A 19,059-nucleotide genomic window follows, 5' to 3' on the forward strand; every position below is an offset into this window, starting at 1 on the left:
ATAATGCAAATCCCAACTATTCTTTAAAATCCATGAAAAGCATGCGAAATATATAAAAAATACAGTGAAAACGTTAAATTACGCCACGATTATCGAACAACCCCCTGCTATTGTTTTTGCCGTGATGACCGACAAAGCACTCTATCCCGAATGGGCCAAAGCTTGGGGCGAAGGTATGACCTATACTGGCGAATGGCAATTAGGGGCTCATCTATCCTTTTTAGATGAACAGCGCGGTGGCACCAAAGTAGTTATTGAAGAATTTGTGCAGGACAAAGTTATCAAGTGTCGACATATTGCCATGGTCAGTCCTGATAACATCGAAATCCAAGTAATGGACAATACCATGCAGAAATGGGTTGATACGCAAGAGAACTATTATTTCTATGACCATGGACAAAATGCAACGCAACTGGAAGTAGAGATGGTCACAGATGAAATGTTTGAGGGCATGATGGCCAATTGGACAATAGCATTACAATTGCTTAAAGTCCTGTGCGAATCAGGGACTCGTCCCAGCTAAACCTCAATCCAGTACTCTTTCCATAAAAATACTGTTTGGATCATTGCTGTAGTCTGCAAACGGGCCGCGAACACGGAACCCATAACCACTGTAGAGACTTCTGGCAGGTTCAAAGAAGGGTTCAGCACCAGTTTCCAATCGCAACATCTGATAACCCCGTTGTTTGGCAACAGCAATAACATGCTCCAGCAAAACTTTGCCAATCCCCTGCCCTCTGCTGGCATTTGAAGTGCGCATGGACTTAATTTCTGCCCAATGGCGCTCGTGCTCTTTAAGGGCAACACAGCCTAACGCCTCATCCCCTTGCCACACAGACCAAAAAGAAATATCCGGTTGCCTCAAAGCCGCCAAATCCAAAGTGTGAACACTTTCAGGAGGCGAAGTAGCGTACATATCGGCGATATGCTCCTCCAATAACGCAACTACCTGTGGCTCCATAACATCATCCAGACGAATATCTAACATGGCCATTCCTTTATGATTTTTGGACAAACCTTAAGCAATAATTTTACGATACATTTGCACTGTTTTACCTTCCGGATGCAATACTAATTCAACTGCTTCAAAACCACAGTTCAGGTGGAATTGATGTGATGCCGGATTGGGAGGCTCTTGATTCACTTCACAACACAGGGATTCAATACCGTTGTCACGGCAAAAAGCCTCAGCCCTTTGATAAAGTTCTCTGCCAATACCTTGCCCTTTGTAGATTGGACTAACGAATATACGGTCGATGTACAGGAAGTTAGTGTAGCGTTCACAAAACCAGTTAAAGTTAAATCCGTGGTTATCGGCACCTGTCACGAATCCCATTATCAAACCTGAAATTGCATATTCATCTGTGCAAACCTCCACAAACGCGGCTTCGTTACACAAAAAGGATAGCGTATTGAGATCCAGCTCGTTAACGTGGGGAACTTCTCGGTTATTGAGACGTAATAATTCTGGTAAATAACTTGATTCTAACTGGTTAAAACTGAGTCCCTGCATCTCTCCACCCGGCTTGTAATTGTTGCTCACAGGCATTACCTGATCATTCAAGACTGCCAATATTTCTGTCTCATTATTCTTGCAAACGCCCTGTAAAACAAGCAAAAAAGTGCTCTGTTCAACTAACAAAATATCAGTGCGATTACTCTCACAACTCGCTGTTTTTCAGTAATAAAAATAATTTGTTACTGGATTGGACAAAATTATTTGCCAGCGCAGTTAAACCATTTCATCACTCACCGCGACTTAGCCTGTGATTGTTCAGTTTTAATTCATTTTTATTGTGGGGAAATCAATGAAAATAACCGATACCAGTGGCCAGGATGTCGTAATTGCACCCAAGTCAAATAAGACAGTTTGGCTCAAAGGCGGTGTTGTCGCTATTGTTGTTATCGCGCTGACAGGCGCAATTGCACCATCATATAGTGATTGGGCCAACTCTGATACTTCCATATCCCGAGAGCGATTGAGGTTGGCTAAAGTGACCCGGGGCGACTTTGTCAGAGACCTGTCAGTTCAAGGACGTGTGGTGGCCGCCGTCAGTCCAAAACTTTACAGTCCAGCGCAAGGTACCATTACCTTTCAAGTTGACGCAGGCGACTCCGTTACCCAAAACCAGGTACTTGCCAGTATCGATAGTCCAGAGCTGACCAATGAGTTGCAACAGGAAGAGGCGACGCTGCAACGGTTGCAAATAGAATTAGATCGCAAAAAGATACAGGCCAAACAACAAGCATTAAACAATCAAAAATCTATTGATCAAGCTCTGGTAGCCCTCACCGCCGCAGACAGGGAAAAAAGGCGGGCTGATAAGGCGATAAAAAGTAACAGCATCAGTGCCATCGATTTTGAAAAGGCACAGGATGAGCTGGAAAATGCCCGGCTGGAACACAAGCACGCCGTTGAAGATGCGCAACTGGCGATTGAGTCCTTCGAGTTTGAATTAAAAACCAACCAATTGCAGGTGGACCGCCAGGCACTACTGGTAGCCGATTTACAACGCAAAGTACAGCAACTCACCGTACGCTCACCAGTGAGCGGCATTGTAGGTAATCTCGCCGTCGAGCAAAAAAATCAGGTGGCACAAAATCAGGCAATTTTATCTGTGGTAGACCTAAGTGAATTTGAAGTGGAGCTACAAATTCCTGAAAGCTACGCCGATGACTTGGCCATTGGTATGGATGCAGAAATTCAGTTTAATGGCGAGGCGCACTCTGCAGTGCTGGTCACGATTTCCCCCGAAATCCAAAACAATCAGGTGACCGGTAGAGTGCGTTTCGCCAACTCTTCAGAACTCGGCTTACGCCAAAACCAACGTTTGACTACGCGTATTCTGATGGAAAACAAAGCCGACGTATTGATGGTACAGCGCGGACAATTTCTTGAAAGTGCCGGGGGCAAAGTGGCCTATGTAGTGCAGGATAATCGCGCCGTTCGAACTGCCATTAACACCGGCGCCCGGAGCCTGGGCTCGGTAGAAATACTCACAGGTTTAAATATCGGTGATGAAATTATCATCTCCAGCACAGAGGCGTTTGCCGGCGCCGAAACCGTATTACTTACTCAATAATTGGGGGAAGCTCAAATGTTAAAAATGGAAAATATTTCAAAAGTCTATCGCACCGACATGGTAGAAACCCATGCCCTTAAGGAGTTCAATCTGGAAGTCAACGAAGGAGACTTTATAGCGGTAACAGGCCCATCTGGCTCTGGGAAAACTACCTTCTTGAATATCGCAGGGTTACTGGAAACCTACTCTGGTGGGCGTTACTTCCTTGATGGCAAAGATGTTTCGGGTATCAGCGATGCAGCCAGGAGCCGGGTTAGAAATGAAAAAATTGGCTTTATTTTTCAGGGTTTTAACCTGATCCCAGACCTCAATTTATTCGACAATGTTGATGTACCGCTGCGCTATCGCGGCTTTAGCAGTAAAGAGCGCAAAGAACGCATAGAGCACAGTCTGGATACCGTGGGCTTAGCTAACCGTATGAAACACTTGCCAGCACAGTTGTCGGGTGGACAACAACAGCGGGTCGCAATCGCACGCGCATTGGCAGGCTCACCCCGTTTTCTGCTAGCCGACGAACCCACCGGTAATCTTGACAGCAAAATGGCCCACAGCGTGATGGAGCTATTACAAGACATCAACGCCAATGGCACTACGATAGTAATGGTGACACATGATCCGGGCCTTGCGGCACAAGCCAAACGCAATATTTACGTTCGGGATGGCAAAGTCAGCGAGTTACACGAAGTTTCCGCGCCTCCCACCAAAGAAGTTGTCAACGCCTGAGGACTGCCATCATGATGAGTTATTACTTTCGTCTGGCGCTGATAAGCATGCGTCGCAATCCCGTGCTCAGTACTTTAATGGTGCTGGCAATCGCTTTGGGCATTGGCGCCTGCATGACCACCATTACGGTCAACTATCTGATGTCCAACAACCCGATAAAACACAAAAGCGACGTACTATTTCATGTGCAATTAGACAACTGGGGTCCCTATGAGGCTGCAGTTGACCCTAACGATCCTCCCTTTCAAATGACCTGGACAGATGTCAATAATTTGCAAAAAGCGGAGCGGGCATATCGTCAAGCAGCCATGGCAAAATCAGGTGGCGTTGTGGTACCGGCTGATACCAATATCAAACCTTTTCAAGCCGGTTATCGCCTGACCTACGGTGATTTTTTTACTATGTTTGACGTGCCATTTTTATATGGCTCAGGTTGGGATTCAGAGGCCGACAGCAATGGCAGACACGTTGTTGTATTAACCAAAGAAATTAACGAAACCCTGTTCGGTGGTAAAGATTCAATCGGCGAGAACGTGACCTTGTCCGGTGAGATATTTACAGTTGTGGGAGTAATTGATGAATGGCACCCCATCCCCAAGTTCTACGATCTGAACAATGATGACTTTGGTCGCCCCTCTGAACTGTTCATGCCCTTGTCTCTGAAACTCAGTATGAAGCTGCCCAGTTGGGGTAATGTTAATTGCTGGAAATCCCCCGATGAAGATGGCTTCGAAGGATTCCTCAACTCAGAATGTGTTAACTTTCAGTTTTGGGTGGAGTTAAACAATCCGGGAGAAAGAGCCGACTACGCCCAGTTCCTGAATAATTATGTTAATGAACAAAAAACCTTTGGTCGCTTCCCTCGCCCTCTTAACAACCGCTTAAATAACGTCCAGGAATGGCTTGAATACAACGAAGTTGTTGCAGATGACGCTCAGATAATGATGTGGTTATCGCTGATGTTCCTGGTTGTGTGCCTGCTCAACACCATTGGTTTGATGCTGTCTAAGTTCATGGGCAAGTCCAGTGAAATTGGTCTGCGAAGAGCCGTTGGAGCAACCAAAAAAGACCTATTCATCCAACACACGGTTGAAACCGCCTGTATTGGTATCGCAGGCGGTATTGTCGGCCTCGGGTTGTCCTTCTTTGGATTGCAAGGACTTAGAGCACTATATGGCGAATTTGCAGATAAGCTCACCAGTCTTGATATGAATATGGCGATATTAGCCATCCTGCTCTCTCTGGTGGCTACCATCATTGCTGGTCTCTATCCCACCTGGCGTGCTTGCTCGATTGCACCCGCCAGCCAACTGAAAAGTCAATAAGGAGATCGCTATGTTTGCCTCATTAGAAATCGGTCCTATCTTTCGAACTTTACTGCGCAACAAAATGGGGGCACTACTTATTGCCCTACAAATTGCGGTTACCATGACAATTGTGGTGAATGCCATTTTTATCATAGATGAACGCGAAGCGTTGATGGCGCGTGTCAGTGGCGTTGACGAGCCCAATAGCTTTAGCGTAAGTAGCAACGGTTTTGCTGAAGACTTTGACAATGAAAATACCATTCAGGAAGACCTGCGCCAGATTCGTGCCCTTCCCTCAGTGTTAAATGTGACTACTATTAACGCCATTCCCATTAGCGGAGGCGGTTGGTCCATGAGTTTGCAGGTGGAGTCAGGAGAAGATAAAGATGATATATCCACGGCGGTTTATATGGTGGACGAACACGGCATTGAAACCTTGGATGTCGCGCTGCTGGCGGGTCGAAACTTCAGTTATCAGGAAATGCGCTATCGCGATGGTACGGAAGAGGGATGGCCGCAAAATATCATCATAACGGAAGCCTTGCTACAGGATTTATTTCCCGATACGACGCCCGGCGAAGTTATTGGCAAAACCGTCTATATTGATCGCAACGAACCCATGCAAATTATTGGGGTTATCGATACACTTCAGGCACCTTGGATTGGTTGGGATCAACTGGAAAACGCCATGTTGTCGCCTGAGTATATCGCCTTTAATAACTCAACTCGCTATTTCGTTCGCGCTCAAAACGGTATGCGGGACCAAGCCATGCGCGATGTAGAGGAATACCTGGCCCAACGCAGCAGTGAACGCCTCGTTCGGGGCATAGAGTCTTTTCAGGAAGTACGAGAAAACAGTTACGGATTTCACGCTGCCATGATCAAGATTTTAACTGTCGTCATGGTAACCTTGGTGATTATCACAGGTATGGGCATCGTCGGCCTTGCCAGTTTTAACGTGAACAGGCGTAAGAAACAAATTGGTACTCGTCGTGCCTTGGGCGCTACCCAATGGCAAATTGTGCGTTATTTCATGCTGGAAAATTTTGTTATTACCAGTATTGGTGTTGCAACCGGCGCAGCCCTTAGCATTGGGTTAAACATCCTGTTGGTGAACTTTTTTGAACTCAATCGCATTACCTGGTACTACATTCCTATTGGCATGCTTTGTTTGTGGTGTTTAGGGCAACTGGCAGTGTATGGACCCGCCCGCAAAGCGGCGAATATCCCACCGGCAATGGCTACCCGCACGGTTTAAATTTAGATTCATAAAAACATCGAGGGGCATCAGCCCCTCTTTCTCCTATCCCTTAAGATCCCATAGCGATACATGTACTGTTCAATTCATACTAAAGCAGTATGTTAATTTCACTGGAAAAAACGATACTGCCTCCATATTGTTCGTCTAAAATAAAATAGAACAGTGTTGTTGACACCTTCTCGGCTTTAGGAATCTATTTACATGTCAAGATTATCGCCTTTGTTATTGTTGTTGCTTGTTAGCTTTATCGCAGGAGCGCAAGATAAAAAAGACGTACCTCCTCCCCTTGACCCGGCCTATATGGGTAGCCACGATATGGTGCTTGTGAGCATGGGCACTACCCTGTTTGCTTACCCAATGCCAGGTTATGAGAAACCCGATAATCAACAAATTTTGTACAAAGTCAGTACTAAAACGCCTTCCATTCGATTTCTGGTTCGTGATGCCGATCTGGTAACGGCACGCTCACAACCCTTTAACCTGCAGAGATTAATCAGGGGAGAACAAGTGGAAGTGGTGATGGATATTTATATGGGACACTTTGATCGTGGCGGCATGAAACTACACGAAAAAGCCGTAATATCATTTGATGAACAAAAATATTTACGCACCTTCGAAGACATACAACCTTCCAGTATCAGACAGGTTTACGACAAGGTAAAAGTGGGCAGCAATGAGTTTATTTTGGTGCATAGACTGCAAGAAAAACCCACCTACGATAACCTCATCTTGTTTGATGATATGGTGAGCTGTATTACTGAGTTCTCAACCCCTTCTGCAGTGCCCACCATCGCCCAATTGTTTAGTCGTTTGACCTTGTGTGGTCCCATGAAACCACTGTACTACGAAACGGAAGACTTCCAGTAAATTCCAGTTATTTTTCAAAGGCCAGCATCGCTGGCCTTTTTTATTTTCGTTCCCGATTCAAATATTACTATTTGGTTAAACTTTTGGTTATTAACACTTTTTTGTTTGCAAGTTATTGAGGTCTGACCAGTTACATGATTTACTATTTAGCGAAAATCACCCTACACAATCATAAAACTTGCAAATTAAAGGACAGACACGATGAGAGATGATATTCGCATCCCGCGCAGCAAAGAGAACGATTACACGCCAGAAATGGCGACTGAGCGTCGTAAGTTTATCGAAGCTAAAACGGGTGAACCCATGACTCTGACAGGTCAATACACCATTGATACCGGCGTACTACCGGGCAATATCGAGAACTTTATAGGTATTTGCCAGATGCCTGTGGGCGTTGCTGGACCACTGCGTATCAACGGTGAGGATGCTCAAGGTGATTTTTACATTCCCCTCGCGACCACTGAAGGTACCTTGGTAGCCAGTTATTCCCGCGGCATGCGAGTGATCACAGAAAGCGGAGGTGTCACCACAACTGTGGTAGAACAGTACATGCAGCGAGCTCCGGCTTTCCTATTCGACAATGCGCGCGAAGCTCGTGCTTTTGGCGAATGGGTAAAAGAGAACTTCGACAATATCAAAGCAGCAGCAGAGAGTACCACGAGTGTGGGCAAGCTGAAGCACATACACCAGTGGTCAGTAGCCAAATCGCGGTATTTGCGCTTCAACTACACAACTGGAGATGCTGCCGGACAAAACATGGTAGGCAAAGCAACACTTATGGCCTGTGAATGGATCAAACGCAATTATCCGGGCGGCGCTAATTACCTGTTATCCGGCAACATGGATACCGACAAGAAACACTCACACCTCAATATGCTGCATTCTCGTGGCAAACGGGTTATTGCTGAATTAACGGTAAAAAAAGAGGTGCTTAAAGCCATTATGGGTGTAGATACCAAGATGTTGGCTAAGGCGACCGTACTAGCCAATACTGGCGCGTTGATGGCAGGTGCGGCCTACAATGGTCCACATGCAGCAAATGGTATTGCCTCTTTATTCATTGCCACAGGCCAAGATGAAGCCAACGTGGTTGAATCTCACGCGGGTTTGTTTACCCATGAATTACAGGATAATGGCGATATCTATCTGGCGGTAACCTTGCCTTCTCTTATCTGCGCTACATTTGGTGGTGGTACGGCGTTACCAACTCAAAGAGAATGTCTGAACATGCTGGGCTGTGTGGGTAAAGGCAAAGCCAATAAATTTGCAGAGATAGTGGCTGCTACTGTACTCGCTGGTGATATTTCTCTGGGCTGCGCAGTCATTGCGGGGGATTGGGTATCTAGTCATGATCAATTAGGTCGCAACCGCTAATACCGTTTTAATTTAAAAAACCGGCTAATTAGCCGGTTTTTTAATGTTTCAACATAGCTGTATTACCAAGGCAATACTTCACCATTTGCGTGCCAGAAAGTACCACTATTATCCAGATTTAATGCTTCGATACGTTGCACCAAACGCTGTGCGGAAGACTGCGCTGAAACTTCACCTCGAAAATCCACCATACCCGTCTGAACATATCCGGGATGCAGGATGGTCACCGAAATATTTCTGGGTTTCAGATCATGAGCTAAAGAAACCGCCGCAGCATTAAGCGCCGCTTTTGACATGCGATAACCATAACGTCCCCCGCTACCATTATCTCCCATGGATCCCATCCGGCTGGTGACCAGCGCCACTTTTGCTCCCGAATTGAGGTTATCTAATAGCAAATCAGTCAAAACCAATGGCGCAACGGCATTAACCTTAAACTGTTGTTCAATGGTAGATACGTTTATTTGATTAAGGCTTTCGTTGCGCAAAATCCCGGCGTTGTGAATTAACAGGTCTATTGTTACCCCCTGAAGCGGATGAATCATTCCCGGTAAAGCATCTAAATCAGAAAGCTCGACACCGGTTACAACCTGCACCCCGGTTTCATCAAGCTCCTTACTGGATTGACGACATAAAGCCCACACCCGACAACCCTGCTGTTGATAAATTCGGGTTAATTCCAGCCCTATGCCGCGATTCGCTCCGGTGATTACTACATTTTGCATAGCCAACTCCAATTATCTAACAATGGTACTCAGTGCTCTTTGAAGATCTTCCGGCGTATCAATACCCGGAGGTGGTACCGCGCTTGCCTCAGAGACATGAATCTGGTGCCCATGCCAAAGTACTCTGAGTTGCTCCAGAGATTCGATTTGCTCCAAAGGTGACACTGACAGATTGATGTATTCTTTAATAAATCCAGCAGTATAGGCGTAGATACCAATGTGACGCTGATAAAACTCACCTATTTGAGCAGGCTTTGGGTGTTTGCTGTTGAGGAAACGATCTCTGTCGTAGGGAATGGTGGAACGACTAAAATAAAGGGCATAGCCCTTTGCATCAGTGACGACCTTAACCGCATTGGGATTAAACGCCTCGTCAACATCCTCAATCTTAACAGACAATGTTGCCATCTTGGCATTTTTGAATTGCACCAAATTTTGCGCTACCTGGACGATGTTTTGTTCCGGTATAAAAGGTTCATCCCCTTGGACATTCACCACCACTTCATCATCAGGCAATCCCAACAACTGGACCACTTCGGCAAGACGCTCAGTGCCACTTTCGTGTTTGTTACTGGTCATACAGACCGTTCCGGAAAAGCCTTCTACGGTCTCTTTGATGCGCTCGTCGTCCGTAGCCACAACCACTTGACTGGCCCCCGCTTTGAGCGCCTTCTCGTACACCCATTGCACCATGGTTTTTCCATGGATATCCACCAAGGGCTTGCCCGGAAAACGGCTGGACTGATAGCGGGCAGGAATAATAACGCTAAATGCCATTACTAATCCTCATTTAAGCAATAGATTCAATATCTTCCAGAGACAACTTTCTTGCCTCAGATTCCAACATAACTGGTATATTCTCCCTCACGGGATAGGCCAACTTGTCGAATTTACAAATCAATTCTTCTGGCTCTCTCACATAAGTCAATTTTCCTTTGCACAATGGGCAAACTAAAATATCACTTAATTTCGGGTCGATAGGCATGCTGACGATATCCTTTTTTGATTCCGTTAGAACGGTTTTATTTTTTACTTTTCACGGCTTTCAATTTAGTCAAAAAAGCCTGATTAAAGGTTTCTGTTAATTTGGCACTGACAGGTAAAAACCACCAGTTATCTTTTGCGAAGTCAGTGCATTTCACCGCGTCTTTTTCGGTCATGAGTACCGTGCCGTCGGGCAGGTCAGATTCTTTATATTGATGATGATCAGGAAAGGCAAAGGTCTTTTCGAGCTTTACCCCCTTGTTTCCCAATAACGTGAAAAATCGGCCGGGGTTACCAATTCCCGCCGCTGCGTAAACTGGACCTGAAATCTGATTCAACGGTTTCGTTTGCCCCTTGAATTTAACATTCACAAGTTGGCCAGGCTCAAGTGACATCATATATTCATCGCCCTGCAACTTGCCACCATTAACCACAACAAAATCCACTGTTTTTAGTCGCCACTTTCCCTCTCGTAGGGGCCCCGCCGGTAACAGGTAACCATTGCCCTGCCGTCGTTGACCATCAACAACGGCAATTTCGATATCCCGTCCCAGGCGATAGTGTTGTAATCCATCGTCACTTAGAATCACATTGCAACCATGCTTGGTAATTAGCGCTTGTGCACCACGAACTCGGTTGGGATCCACCACCACAGGACAATTGACCCGGTGCTTAATGAATAAAGGTTCATCACCTGAATGTGCGGGGTCACTGTGTTTTTCCACTGTCATCGGATACTGCGCGGCTTTACCGCCATAACCGCGAGACACTATACCCGGTCGAAAGCCCTGCTGTTTTAGATAGCTGCTGAGATAAATAACCAAAGGCGTTTTGCCATTGCCACCAACATTAATATTGCCGATAACCACAACAGGCACTGGCAATTTGTGTATCTTGGTTAAACCGATAGAAAAACAAAACCGTCGCAGTGCACTCAGCCCCCAGAATACAGCGCTAATGGGCAATAACAGCAGCGACCAACCAAAAGACTGATACCAGGCGTGTTCCAGTTTCGTCATCAGGCACCTTCGGTAAACTGCATACGGTGCAACTGGGCATACATTCCGCCTTTCTCCAGCAGTGTTTTGTGCCGTCCATGCTCCATGATTTGGCCTTTATCAATCACCAAAATCTGATCGGCATTTTCAATGGTTGAAAGTCTGTGAGCCACAACAATGCTGGTGCGGTTCTTTTGTAGTGTATCCAGAGCCTCCTGGATGAAGCGCTCAGACTCAGTATCCAAGGCTGATGTGGCCTCATCTAATATTAAAACGGGGGCGTCTTTTAACACTGCTCTGGCAATGGCAATGCGTTGCCTTTGACCGCCGGAGAGCATCAGGCCGTTTTCGCCCACCATGGTATCCAGGCCATTTCCCAAGGTCTCGGTAAACTCTAAAACATGAGCTACTTTCGCGGCCTCTTCTATCTGGGCTCGCGAGACTTTATCTTCCAATCCATAAGCAATATTGTTAGCGATAGTATCGTTAAACAATGTCACTTGCTGCGACACCACAGCAAACTGGTTGCGTAATGCCCGCAATTCAATTTGTGAAAGCGGTAAATCGTCTAATAAGATTTCCCCTGATTGCGGTTGATAAAAACGGGTTAACAAGTTGGATATAGTGGACTTACCGCTACCCGAGCGCCCTACCAAGGCCAGGGTTTGTCCCTTGCTCACATCAAAGGAAATATCTTTTAATACGTTTTCGCCGTTGGCGTCATAGGCAAACGTCACATTTTTAAAGGCAATATTACCAGCTACCCTTTGTGGCTTGAGTGTGCCCTTATTTTCTTCTTCTTGCTGATCAAGAATTGCAAAAATACTCTCACAAGCCGCCATACCTTTTTGAAACTCGCTATTAACGGTGGTGAGCTGTTTAAGTGGCTTTAATAACATGGTCATGCTAACGACCACTGAAGTGAACACGCCAGCGCTGAGATTTTCCACCATACCGGGAACACTGGAAATAAATAGCACCACCGCCAGTGCTACTGAAGCAATGACCTGAATAGTAGAAACAGACAAAATCCGAGATACCACCAATTTCATATTTTGTTGGCGGTTATGGTTGTTTTTTTCCTCAAAGTGTTGAGTTTCTTTCTCTTGACCATCGAACATCAACACCACTTTGTGGCCTTTGAGAACTTGCTCTACAGCAGTGGTTAAATTGCCCATAGATTGTTGAATGTTTTTACTCACCATTCTGAAGCGTTTACTGACATAAGCTACGATCAACGCCACTACCGGCCCTATCACTAAAAACGCTAAACTTAACTGCCATGATTTATAAAACATAATAGCGAGCAGCCCTAATACCAACGCCCCCTCTCTCACCAGCGTTAATAAGGCTTTTCCGGCGGCCACCGAGACTTGTTCCGTGTCGTAAATGACCTTTGAAATTAGCGTACCCGTGGAATGCTGATCGTGAAAAGAAACGGGTAAATGCACAAAGCGCGAGAACAACTGCTGACGCATTTGCATCACCACCATGTTGCCAATCCAGGACAAGGTATAGGTACCCATAAAATTAAACACGCCACGCAAAATAAACATGGGAACAATCAAATACGCGGCCATGCGCAAATAATCCAGGTCGCCTTGTACCAAACTGCGATCAATGGCGTGTTCTAGTTGGGAAATGACAAAAACATCAATCAGGGAATAGCCAATCATGCCGAAAATTGCGGCCACAAAAGGAATTTTAAAATGCCGCAAGTAACGGCTAAATCGGGCGAATACCGCCTTACTGGAGTCTGTTTGATTCATTAACTCGGTTCAATATATTTTGCGCAAGGGTTGGTGCACCCATTAATGATAATCATAAATCTGGTTAGTTTAGCTGTTAAGCGAACAAAAGACACTGTAATCAGGTATTTATCTCTGACAGTTTGCTCTTAGAGTGACAAAAACCAACGAGGTTGCACATCTTTTCGCCAGCTCTTCAAGCTCAGCTTGCCATATTCATCAATGATGACGGATATCTGGCCATGCTCGGCAGTATTGCAAATGGCAGTGTTAAGCTTTCGCAAACGCTTCATCACAATCTCTGCAGGCATGCCCCAGCGATTATAATGTCCCGCTGATATCAGCACATAGTGGGGGTCAACCGCCAAAATAAAAGGGCTGGAAGACGATGTTTTACTGCCATGATGCGCGGCAATCAAGACTTGAGCGCTTAAATTTACCAGCCCGGAGCGATGCCATGTTGCCAACAAAAGCTCTACATCTTGCTCAATATCACCGGTTAGCAAAATACGATTGCTACCGTCATCCAGCATAATCACACAGGACTGATTATTATCATTATGTAATAACTTTGGATAATTGAGATCTGGCCAAAGCACCTCAAATTGGATCCCCTGCCAGTGCCAACTATCGCCACGCTGACATGATTGTTTTGGATACCTCATTTCCAGTACAGATTGATGGCGCAAAATTGTATCTAATCCACCTACGTGATCTATGTCATCATGACTGATTATAACAGTATCCAATTGACTGATACCGCTACTGCGTAGTACCGGTAATAAAACATTTTCCGCCATGCTAAAACCATCGGGAAACTCAGCGGCTACATCGTACAATACGGCACTGTTTTGTTTCCTTAGCAACACCGCTAACCCATGCCCTACATCCAACATATCAAGCTGCCAGCCGTTTGTTTCTCGCTTGTTCTGTGGTAGTAACAAAGGCACAAATAGCAAAATAACTAAGGGCTTAGGGAACAGTCCTCTGGGTATCAACAATAAAATCATAGCCAATGTAGCAAATACTAGAGCCAACCAGGGAATCGCACTTGCTTGCAGCCATTGGTCATAAATAGTAGTAATAGATTTTAAACCTTGTTCACATAGGGCAAATAGCGTTAAGCACCCTTCAAGCACATGAGAAGCAATACTACTGTCACTCATTAACAATATAACGCTCAGTAAACTGAGGGGTAACAGAACAAAGATTACCAATGGAATGGCAATCAAGTTAATAACTGGGGACAACACGCTAACCCCGCCAAACATCCCTAAAACCAAGGTCAACATCAGAGCAGACAACATTATCTGCAGCGCAACAAAAGCGGCCAACTTGTTCGGTAATTTGTTATCAGGTTTACGAGAACGCCATGCGATGAACCACAAAATAACCACGGCAGAAAAGCTCAACCAAAAGCTGGCAGTGAAGATGCTCAGCGGAAAAAACAGGATGAACAGCGCCACACAAATTAGGATAAATCTTCTAACATTCAAGTTGACACCTAAAACAAGCACTGCCCAGCCCAACAGCAACATCAACCCCGCTCTCACTGTTGGCGTGGCAAAACCGGCGAGATAGACGTAAAAAAAAGCGAAACACAGAGAAATTGAAAAAGCTGCAATCCTGATATTGGAAATTACAGGTCGCCTTGTAACAAAATTTAGTGCACCGAACAGTAGTGAGAACAAACAAAAAGCCCAGAAAGTCACCATACCCACATGCATGCCCGATATTGCCACCAGATGAGATGTGCCTGTATGCTGCAATAGCTGCCAGTCTGACTGGCTCAACTCTCCTCGATAACCTATTGCCATCGCTAATAACCAGCGCACCTCCTTTCGACTTTCTGTTATTAGTTTATCGGCAACGCGTTGCCGCCAGGAAACCGCACTTGGGAGATTGCTTTCAGTTGCGCTTTTTACGAACCCCGTTGCAACAATATGCTCAGAGAGTAACCATTGCTGGTAGTTGAAACCTGCCTCATTATAAAGCCCCCAACGGGGTTTCAGTTTCGCAACTATGGTTAATTGTTGTCCCTGCTTTAGCTGTAAGTCAGGCATCAACCAACTTAGCCTGACTTTAAAATCTGATTTTATGAATGCCTCAATGTTGTCATCTTGAGAAAGGGAATATGCAGAAACAACAAAGTTAAAATTCGCCTTTTCTGAGGATGTAACCACAGTTCCAACACGTCCGCTCAGTTGCAAGGGTTGTAAAAATAGTGCCTGTTCTGGTTGCGTCACACTAATCCAATAGCCTACACTCAGCATCCATGTTAATCCGAGACAGATACCAGACAGGAATTTAACTGTTTTAAAGCATGCCACTCCCGAGATCGCAAGACAGATTGCAGTCCAAACAGGAGGCAAAACAGGCCAGAGCAAACTAGTTAAACTGGCAGTAATAAAACAGAAAAGAAACCTGTCCATAGTATTATTAGCAATTCATGTTGCGCAGCCCTCCGCTGCTAAATAGAATTATTTATGCCAAAGAAGTTTATAAAACGAATTTTGCCAGACCATCAGTCTGTCCGAGATCAGAAAGCGCTGAAGGTCTTTGGCAAGCTATTGCATGATGCTAACTTGTGGCACCTGAATAGAAAGTCCGCTTGTGGCGCTTTTGGTGTGGGTTTGTTTTTTGCGTTTTGGCCTGTTCCTTTTCAAATGTGGTTAGCTGCCGCTCTCGCGATCCCACTCAGAGTCAACCTTCCCGTCTCGGTTGCCACAGTCTGGATCACCAATCCCTTCACCATGCCCCCAATATTCTATGGCGCTTATAAGGTGGGTACTTTCATTATTGGGACACCTGCTAGTAAATTTGAGTTTGAACCCACCTGGGAATGGGTGGTTAACAGTATGGGAACCATTGGCCCTGCATTTTTGTTGGGTTGCCTGGTGTGCGGCACTGTTTTTGGCCTCGCTGGATATTTTGGTCTCAATACACTGTGGCGCTTCTCAGTAAAAAAAGCGTGGCAGCAACGTAGAATCAGTCGGATGAAGGGACAAACCTTATCTTAACCGTATTAATGAATGTCATTTTTTTACCCTCACGGTGTTTTTTGAACAAAATTCAGTCCGAGAATATTTACAAAAATTAGCTTTCATTGTCGACAATATCACATCAATAAATTGACTAATTGTTGATTCGACCCTATATTGTCGACACTTCATTAAGCTTTAAGTCAATCTCATGTTCGATTCAACTACCGTTGCCGTAACAAATGCAGATAAAACCTTTTTAAGTATCCGTAACGATATCGTAGAGGGTGTCATTCCGGCCGGAGCGAAGTTGAGTGAACAAGAATTGTCGACAAGATATAGCGTTAGTCGCGCAGTAGTGCGCGAAGCAATAAACCGCCTTGAAGCTAACCACCTCATTGAACGCAAAGCCAATGTTGGTGCCAAAGTAGTCACACTCTCCCCTGAAGGCTTATCGGAACTTTATCAAATTCGCGAATCGCTGGAAGGCATGGCTGCCCGATTGGCAGCTCGCAACATGAGCGATGACGAGATAAACGATTTAAGTGGTCTACTCACAAAGCACTTCGACAAAGTCAAAACGGGTGAACGCTACTACCAGGAAGCCGGAGATCTGGACTTTCACTATCGCATCATTGTGGGCAGTAAAAACAAACAGCTTATCAGCTTATTGAGTAACGGTATCTATCATTTGGTACGCATGTATCGAGTGCAGCTCGGTATGGCTGGCCCGCGTGTCACTACCGCCTATGACGAACACAAACACATAGTGCTGGCCATTAGCCAGCGAGACGAAGAACTGGCGGAAATATTAATGCGTCGCCATATTGAATATTCACGACGCAACATCGCCTCAAAACTTTCAACAGTTAACCCTACAGGAGCCTAAACATGAGTGCAGGTAAAAAATTCAGAGAAGCGCTTGTTGCCAACAAGCCATTGCAAATCGTAGGTACCATTAATGCCTACACCGCTATTATGGCGAAAAAGATTGGCCATCAAGCTATCTATCTTTCTGGTGGTGGCGTCGCTAACGCTTCTTATGGTTTACCCGATTTGGGCATGACTTCATTGAATGATGTTATCGCAGATGTACAACGCATTACTGCGGCTTGTGATTTGCCTCTCATGGTGGATATTGATACCGGCTGGGGCGGCGCCTTTAACATTGCCAAGACCATCAAAGATATGGAAAAAGCCGGTGCTGCGGCAGTTCACATGGAAGATCAGGTAGCGCAAAAGCGTTGTGGTCATCGTCCAAATAAAGAAATCGTTTCCACCGAAGAGATGGTAGATCGCATAAAAGCAGCGGTTGATGCCCGTATTGATCCAGACTTTTTCATCATGGCTCGCACGGACTCTTTCGCGCAAGAAGGTTTAGAAGCTGCGATTGAGCGAGCTAAGGCTTATGTTGCTGCCGGTGCAGACGGCATTTTCGCCGAAGCCGTACAAACTGAAGAACATTATCGCGCCTTTTCTGAAGCGCTTGACGTGCCGATTTTGGCTAACATCACTGAGTTTGGTAAAACTGAGCTGTGGAATAAAGAACAATTGGGCGAATGGGGTGCAGCAATGGTGTTATATCCATTAAGCGCCTTCAGAGCCATGAACAAAGCAGCAGAAATGGTCTATACCTCTATTCTGGAGCAAGGTGACCAAAAAGCAGTAATCGACCAGATGCAAACTCGCATGGAGCTATACGATTATCTTGGCTATCACGAATACGAGCAGAAACTGGATGCCCTCTTTGCTGAAGGTAAAAACAAGTGATGTAGGTTGGACTTTAATCCAACAGAAATAGCACAAATTACAACGCCCGCTGATTATCCGGGCGTTTTTAACAAAATTAACAATTTAAATTCCCTACAATTTCAGGAGATTCTCCGATGGCAAAAGTATTAAGTGGCGCAGGTTTGCGCGGACAAGTTGCTGGTAAAACAGCCCTTTCAACCGTAGGTAAAAGCGGTTCAGGTCTGACTTATCGCGGTTACGATGTCAAAGATCTGGCTAATCATTGTCAGTTTGAAGAAGTAGCCCACCTTATCTTAAAAGGTCACCTGCCTAATCAGGCAGAACTGGACGCTTACAAAGCCAAACTCAAAGCACTGCGCGGTTTACCGCAGGCACTAAAAGAAGTGTTAGAGCGTATTCCTGCCGATGCCCACCCAATGGATGTATTACGTACTGGCTGCTCTATGCTGGGCAACCTGGAAGGCGAAGCTAACTTTGACATGCAGCAAGATGTCACCGACCGAATGTTGGCGTGTTTTCCGAGTATTATGTGTTACTGGTACCGTTTCAGCCATGACGGCGTTCGCATTGACGTAGAAACCGACGATGACTCCATCGGCGCACACTTCCTGCACATGTTGCACGGTGAAAAACCTGCAGAGCTGCACGAGCAAGTGATGCATGTGTCTTTGATCTTGTATGCTGAGCATGAATTCAACGCTTCTACCTTCACAGCACGTGTCTGCGCTTCAACGCTTTCAGACATGCACAGTTGCGTAACTGGCGCCATCGGTTCATTGCGTGGTCCATTGCACGGTGGTGCTAATGAAGCGGCGATGGAAATGATCGAGAGCTTCACTTCTGCCGATCACGCCGAAGAAGAAATGATGGGTAAGCTGGCTCGCAAAGAAAAGATCATGGGCTTTGGTCATGCCATCTACTCAGAGTCTGATCCGCGTAACGAAATCATTAAACTATGGTCTGAAAAACTGGCCAAAGAAGTGGGTGATGAGGTGCTTTATCCGGTTTCAGTACGCTGTGAAGAAGTGATGTGGCGCGAGAAAAAATTGTTCTGTAACGCCGATTTCTTCCATGCCTCTGCCTACAACTTTATGGGTATCCCCACTAAGTTGTTTACCCCAATTTTCGTCATGTCTCGCTTAACAGGTTGGGCAGCACATGTAATGGAGCAACGAGCGGATAACCGAATTATTCGTCCTTCAGCTGAATACACGGGCGAGGAACTGCGCCCGGTAACGCCAATCGCTAAGCGTTAA

The 19,059-nt window shown here is 45.6% G+C and carries 19 protein-coding genes; 11 read left to right on the top strand and 8 right to left on the bottom strand.

Features of this window, described 5'->3' with window-relative positions; genetic code table 11:
• Positions 1–64: 64 nt before the first annotated feature.
• Positions 65–523 (top strand): hypothetical protein, encoded by a 459-nt coding sequence (locus AABA75_RS12295; protein WP_338292900.1) that lies wholly within the window; start codon positions 65–67, stop codon positions 521–523.
• Between the two features lie 3 nt (positions 524–526).
• On the opposite strand, the gene AABA75_RS12300 is transcribed toward AABA75_RS12295, so the two are convergent.
• Positions 527–988 (bottom strand): GNAT family N-acetyltransferase, encoded by a 462-nt coding sequence (locus AABA75_RS12300; protein ID WP_338292901.1) that lies wholly within the window; start codon positions 986–988, stop codon positions 527–529.
• A 30-nt stretch (positions 989–1,018) separates the two neighbouring features.
• Positions 1,019–1,543 carry a GNAT family N-acetyltransferase gene (locus AABA75_RS12305; RefSeq protein ID WP_338292902.1) on the bottom strand — a complete coding sequence of 175 codons (525 nt, stop codon included), beginning with the start codon at positions 1,541–1,543 and terminating at the stop codon, positions 1,019–1,021.
• A 265-nt stretch (positions 1,544–1,808) separates the two neighbouring features.
• On the opposite strand from AABA75_RS12305, the gene AABA75_RS12310 reads away from it, so the two are divergent.
• The 6 genes from AABA75_RS12310 to AABA75_RS12335 all read left to right on the top strand — a co-directional run bounded on the left by AABA75_RS12310 (position 1,809) and on the right by AABA75_RS12335 (position 8,615).
• Positions 1,809–3,083 (top strand): efflux RND transporter periplasmic adaptor subunit, encoded by a 1,275-nt coding sequence (locus tag AABA75_RS12310; protein WP_338292903.1) that lies wholly within the window; start codon positions 1,809–1,811, stop codon positions 3,081–3,083.
• Between the two features lie 15 nt (positions 3,084–3,098).
• Positions 3,099–3,806 (top strand): ABC transporter ATP-binding protein, encoded by a 708-nt coding sequence (locus AABA75_RS12315; RefSeq protein ID WP_338292904.1) that lies wholly within the window; start codon positions 3,099–3,101, stop codon positions 3,804–3,806.
• Between the two features lie 11 nt (positions 3,807–3,817).
• The gene (locus tag AABA75_RS12320; protein ID WP_338292905.1) at positions 3,818–5,131 is read left to right on the top strand and encodes an ABC transporter permease; all 1,314 of its coding nucleotides are present in this window, start codon (positions 3,818–3,820) and stop codon (positions 5,129–5,131) included.
• Positions 5,132–5,141: 10 nt separating this feature from the next.
• The gene (locus AABA75_RS12325; RefSeq protein ID WP_338292906.1) at positions 5,142–6,371 is read left to right on the top strand and encodes an ABC transporter permease; all 1,230 of its coding nucleotides are present in this window, start codon (positions 5,142–5,144) and stop codon (positions 6,369–6,371) included.
• 204 nt (positions 6,372–6,575) lie between these two features.
• Positions 6,576–7,241 carry a hypothetical protein gene (locus AABA75_RS12330; protein ID WP_338292907.1) on the top strand — a complete coding sequence of 222 codons (666 nt, stop codon included), beginning with the start codon at positions 6,576–6,578 and terminating at the stop codon, positions 7,239–7,241.
• Positions 7,242–7,442: 201 nt separating this feature from the next.
• On the top strand, positions 7,443–8,615 hold the full coding sequence (locus tag AABA75_RS12335) for a hydroxymethylglutaryl-CoA reductase (RefSeq protein ID WP_338292908.1): 1,173 nt from the start codon (positions 7,443–7,445) through the stop codon (positions 8,613–8,615).
• Positions 8,616–8,677: 62 nt separating this feature from the next.
• Here AABA75_RS12335 and AABA75_RS12340 read toward each other — a convergent pair whose 3' ends face one another.
• From AABA75_RS12340 to AABA75_RS12365, 6 genes are all read right to left on the bottom strand, one after another.
• Positions 8,678–9,340 (bottom strand): SDR family oxidoreductase, encoded by a 663-nt coding sequence (locus AABA75_RS12340; RefSeq protein WP_338292909.1) that lies wholly within the window; start codon positions 9,338–9,340, stop codon positions 8,678–8,680.
• 12 nt (positions 9,341–9,352) lie between these two features.
• A complete protein-coding gene (gene kdsB / locus AABA75_RS12345) occupies positions 9,353–10,117 on the bottom strand; it encodes a 3-deoxy-manno-octulosonate cytidylyltransferase (RefSeq protein WP_338292910.1) in 765 nt (254 codons plus the stop codon).
• 13 nt (positions 10,118–10,130) lie between these two features.
• Complete coding sequence (locus tag AABA75_RS12350) at positions 10,131–10,325, bottom strand: Trm112 family protein (protein ID WP_425325576.1); 195 nt, start codon at positions 10,323–10,325, stop codon at positions 10,131–10,133.
• A 37-nt stretch (positions 10,326–10,362) separates the two neighbouring features.
• Positions 10,363–11,343 carry a tetraacyldisaccharide 4'-kinase gene (gene lpxK / locus AABA75_RS12355; RefSeq protein WP_338292911.1) on the bottom strand — a complete coding sequence of 327 codons (981 nt, stop codon included), beginning with the start codon at positions 11,341–11,343 and terminating at the stop codon, positions 10,363–10,365.
• Positions 11,343–13,091 (bottom strand): lipid A export permease/ATP-binding protein MsbA, encoded by a 1,749-nt coding sequence (gene msbA, locus AABA75_RS12360; protein WP_338292912.1) that lies wholly within the window; start codon positions 13,089–13,091, stop codon positions 11,343–11,345. The genes lpxK and msbA overlap by 1 nt, the downstream gene beginning before the upstream one ends.
• Positions 13,092–13,219: 128 nt before the next feature.
• Positions 13,220–15,502 (bottom strand): DNA internalization-related competence protein ComEC/Rec2, encoded by a 2,283-nt coding sequence (locus AABA75_RS12365; protein ID WP_338292913.1) that lies wholly within the window; start codon positions 15,500–15,502, stop codon positions 13,220–13,222.
• A gap of 54 nt (positions 15,503–15,556) precedes the next feature.
• Here AABA75_RS12365 and AABA75_RS12370 point away from each other — a divergent pair, with 54 nt between their 5' ends.
• From AABA75_RS12370 to prpC, 4 genes are all read left to right on the top strand, one after another.
• Positions 15,557–16,090 carry a DUF2062 domain-containing protein gene (locus AABA75_RS12370; RefSeq protein WP_338292914.1) on the top strand — a complete coding sequence of 178 codons (534 nt, stop codon included), beginning with the start codon at positions 15,557–15,559 and terminating at the stop codon, positions 16,088–16,090.
• 172 nt (positions 16,091–16,262) lie between these two features.
• A complete protein-coding gene (locus tag AABA75_RS12375; protein WP_338292915.1) occupies positions 16,263–16,940 on the top strand; it encodes a GntR family transcriptional regulator in 678 nt (225 codons plus the stop codon).
• Positions 16,941–16,942: 2 nt separating this feature from the next.
• Entirely contained in the window at positions 16,943–17,821 is an 879-nt protein-coding gene (gene prpB, locus AABA75_RS12380; protein WP_338292916.1) for a methylisocitrate lyase, read from the top strand.
• A 116-nt stretch (positions 17,822–17,937) separates the two neighbouring features.
• On the top strand, positions 17,938–19,059 hold the full coding sequence (gene prpC, locus AABA75_RS12385) for a bifunctional 2-methylcitrate synthase/citrate synthase (protein ID WP_338292917.1): 1,122 nt from the start codon (positions 17,938–17,940) through the stop codon (positions 19,057–19,059).

The sequence above is a fragment of the Planctobacterium marinum genome (genome assembly GCF_036322805.1).
Taxonomy (GTDB): domain Bacteria; phylum Pseudomonadota; class Gammaproteobacteria; order Enterobacterales; family Alteromonadaceae; genus Planctobacterium; species Planctobacterium marinum_A.

What these genes read in the sequence shown, in the direction of transcription:
- AABA75_RS12310 (WP_338292903.1), top strand. Translation starts at nt 1,809, where the DNA reads ATGAAAATAACCGATACCAGTGGCCAGGATGTCGTAATTGCACCCAAG.
- AABA75_RS12335 (WP_338292908.1), top strand. Translation starts at nt 7,443, where the DNA reads ATGAGAGATGATATTCGCATCCCGCGCAGCAAAGAGAACGATTACACG.
- msbA (WP_338292912.1), bottom strand. Translation starts at nt 13,091, where the DNA reads ATGAATCAAACAGACTCCAGTAAGGCGGTATTCGCCCGATTTAGCCGT.
- AABA75_RS12340 (WP_338292909.1), bottom strand. Translation starts at nt 9,340, where the DNA reads ATGCAAAATGTAGTAATCACCGGAGCGAATCGCGGCATAGGGCTGGAA.
- prpB (WP_338292916.1), top strand. Translation starts at nt 16,943, where the DNA reads ATGAGTGCAGGTAAAAAATTCAGAGAAGCGCTTGTTGCCAACAAGCCA.
- AABA75_RS12315 (WP_338292904.1), top strand. Translation starts at nt 3,099, where the DNA reads ATGTTAAAAATGGAAAATATTTCAAAAGTCTATCGCACCGACATGGTA.
- AABA75_RS12330 (WP_338292907.1), top strand. Translation starts at nt 6,576, where the DNA reads ATGTCAAGATTATCGCCTTTGTTATTGTTGTTGCTTGTTAGCTTTATC.
- AABA75_RS12300 (WP_338292901.1), bottom strand. Translation starts at nt 988, where the DNA reads ATGTTAGATATTCGTCTGGATGATGTTATGGAGCCACAGGTAGTTGCG.
- kdsB (WP_338292910.1), bottom strand. Translation starts at nt 10,117, where the DNA reads ATGGCATTTAGCGTTATTATTCCTGCCCGCTATCAGTCCAGCCGTTTT.
- AABA75_RS12365 (WP_338292913.1), bottom strand. Translation starts at nt 15,502, where the DNA reads ATGGACAGGTTTCTTTTCTGTTTTATTACTGCCAGTTTAACTAGTTTG.
- prpC (WP_338292917.1), top strand. Translation starts at nt 17,938, where the DNA reads ATGGCAAAAGTATTAAGTGGCGCAGGTTTGCGCGGACAAGTTGCTGGT.
- AABA75_RS12370 (WP_338292914.1), top strand. Translation starts at nt 15,557, where the DNA reads ATGCCAAAGAAGTTTATAAAACGAATTTTGCCAGACCATCAGTCTGTC.
- AABA75_RS12375 (WP_338292915.1), top strand. Translation starts at nt 16,263, where the DNA reads ATGTTCGATTCAACTACCGTTGCCGTAACAAATGCAGATAAAACCTTT.
- AABA75_RS12320 (WP_338292905.1), top strand. Translation starts at nt 3,818, where the DNA reads ATGATGAGTTATTACTTTCGTCTGGCGCTGATAAGCATGCGTCGCAAT.
- lpxK (WP_338292911.1), bottom strand. Translation starts at nt 11,343, where the DNA reads ATGACGAAACTGGAACACGCCTGGTATCAGTCTTTTGGTTGGTCGCTG.
- AABA75_RS12325 (WP_338292906.1), top strand. Translation starts at nt 5,142, where the DNA reads ATGTTTGCCTCATTAGAAATCGGTCCTATCTTTCGAACTTTACTGCGC.
- AABA75_RS12350 (WP_425325576.1), bottom strand. Translation starts at nt 10,325, where the DNA reads ATGCCTATCGACCCGAAATTAAGTGATATTTTAGTTTGCCCATTGTGC.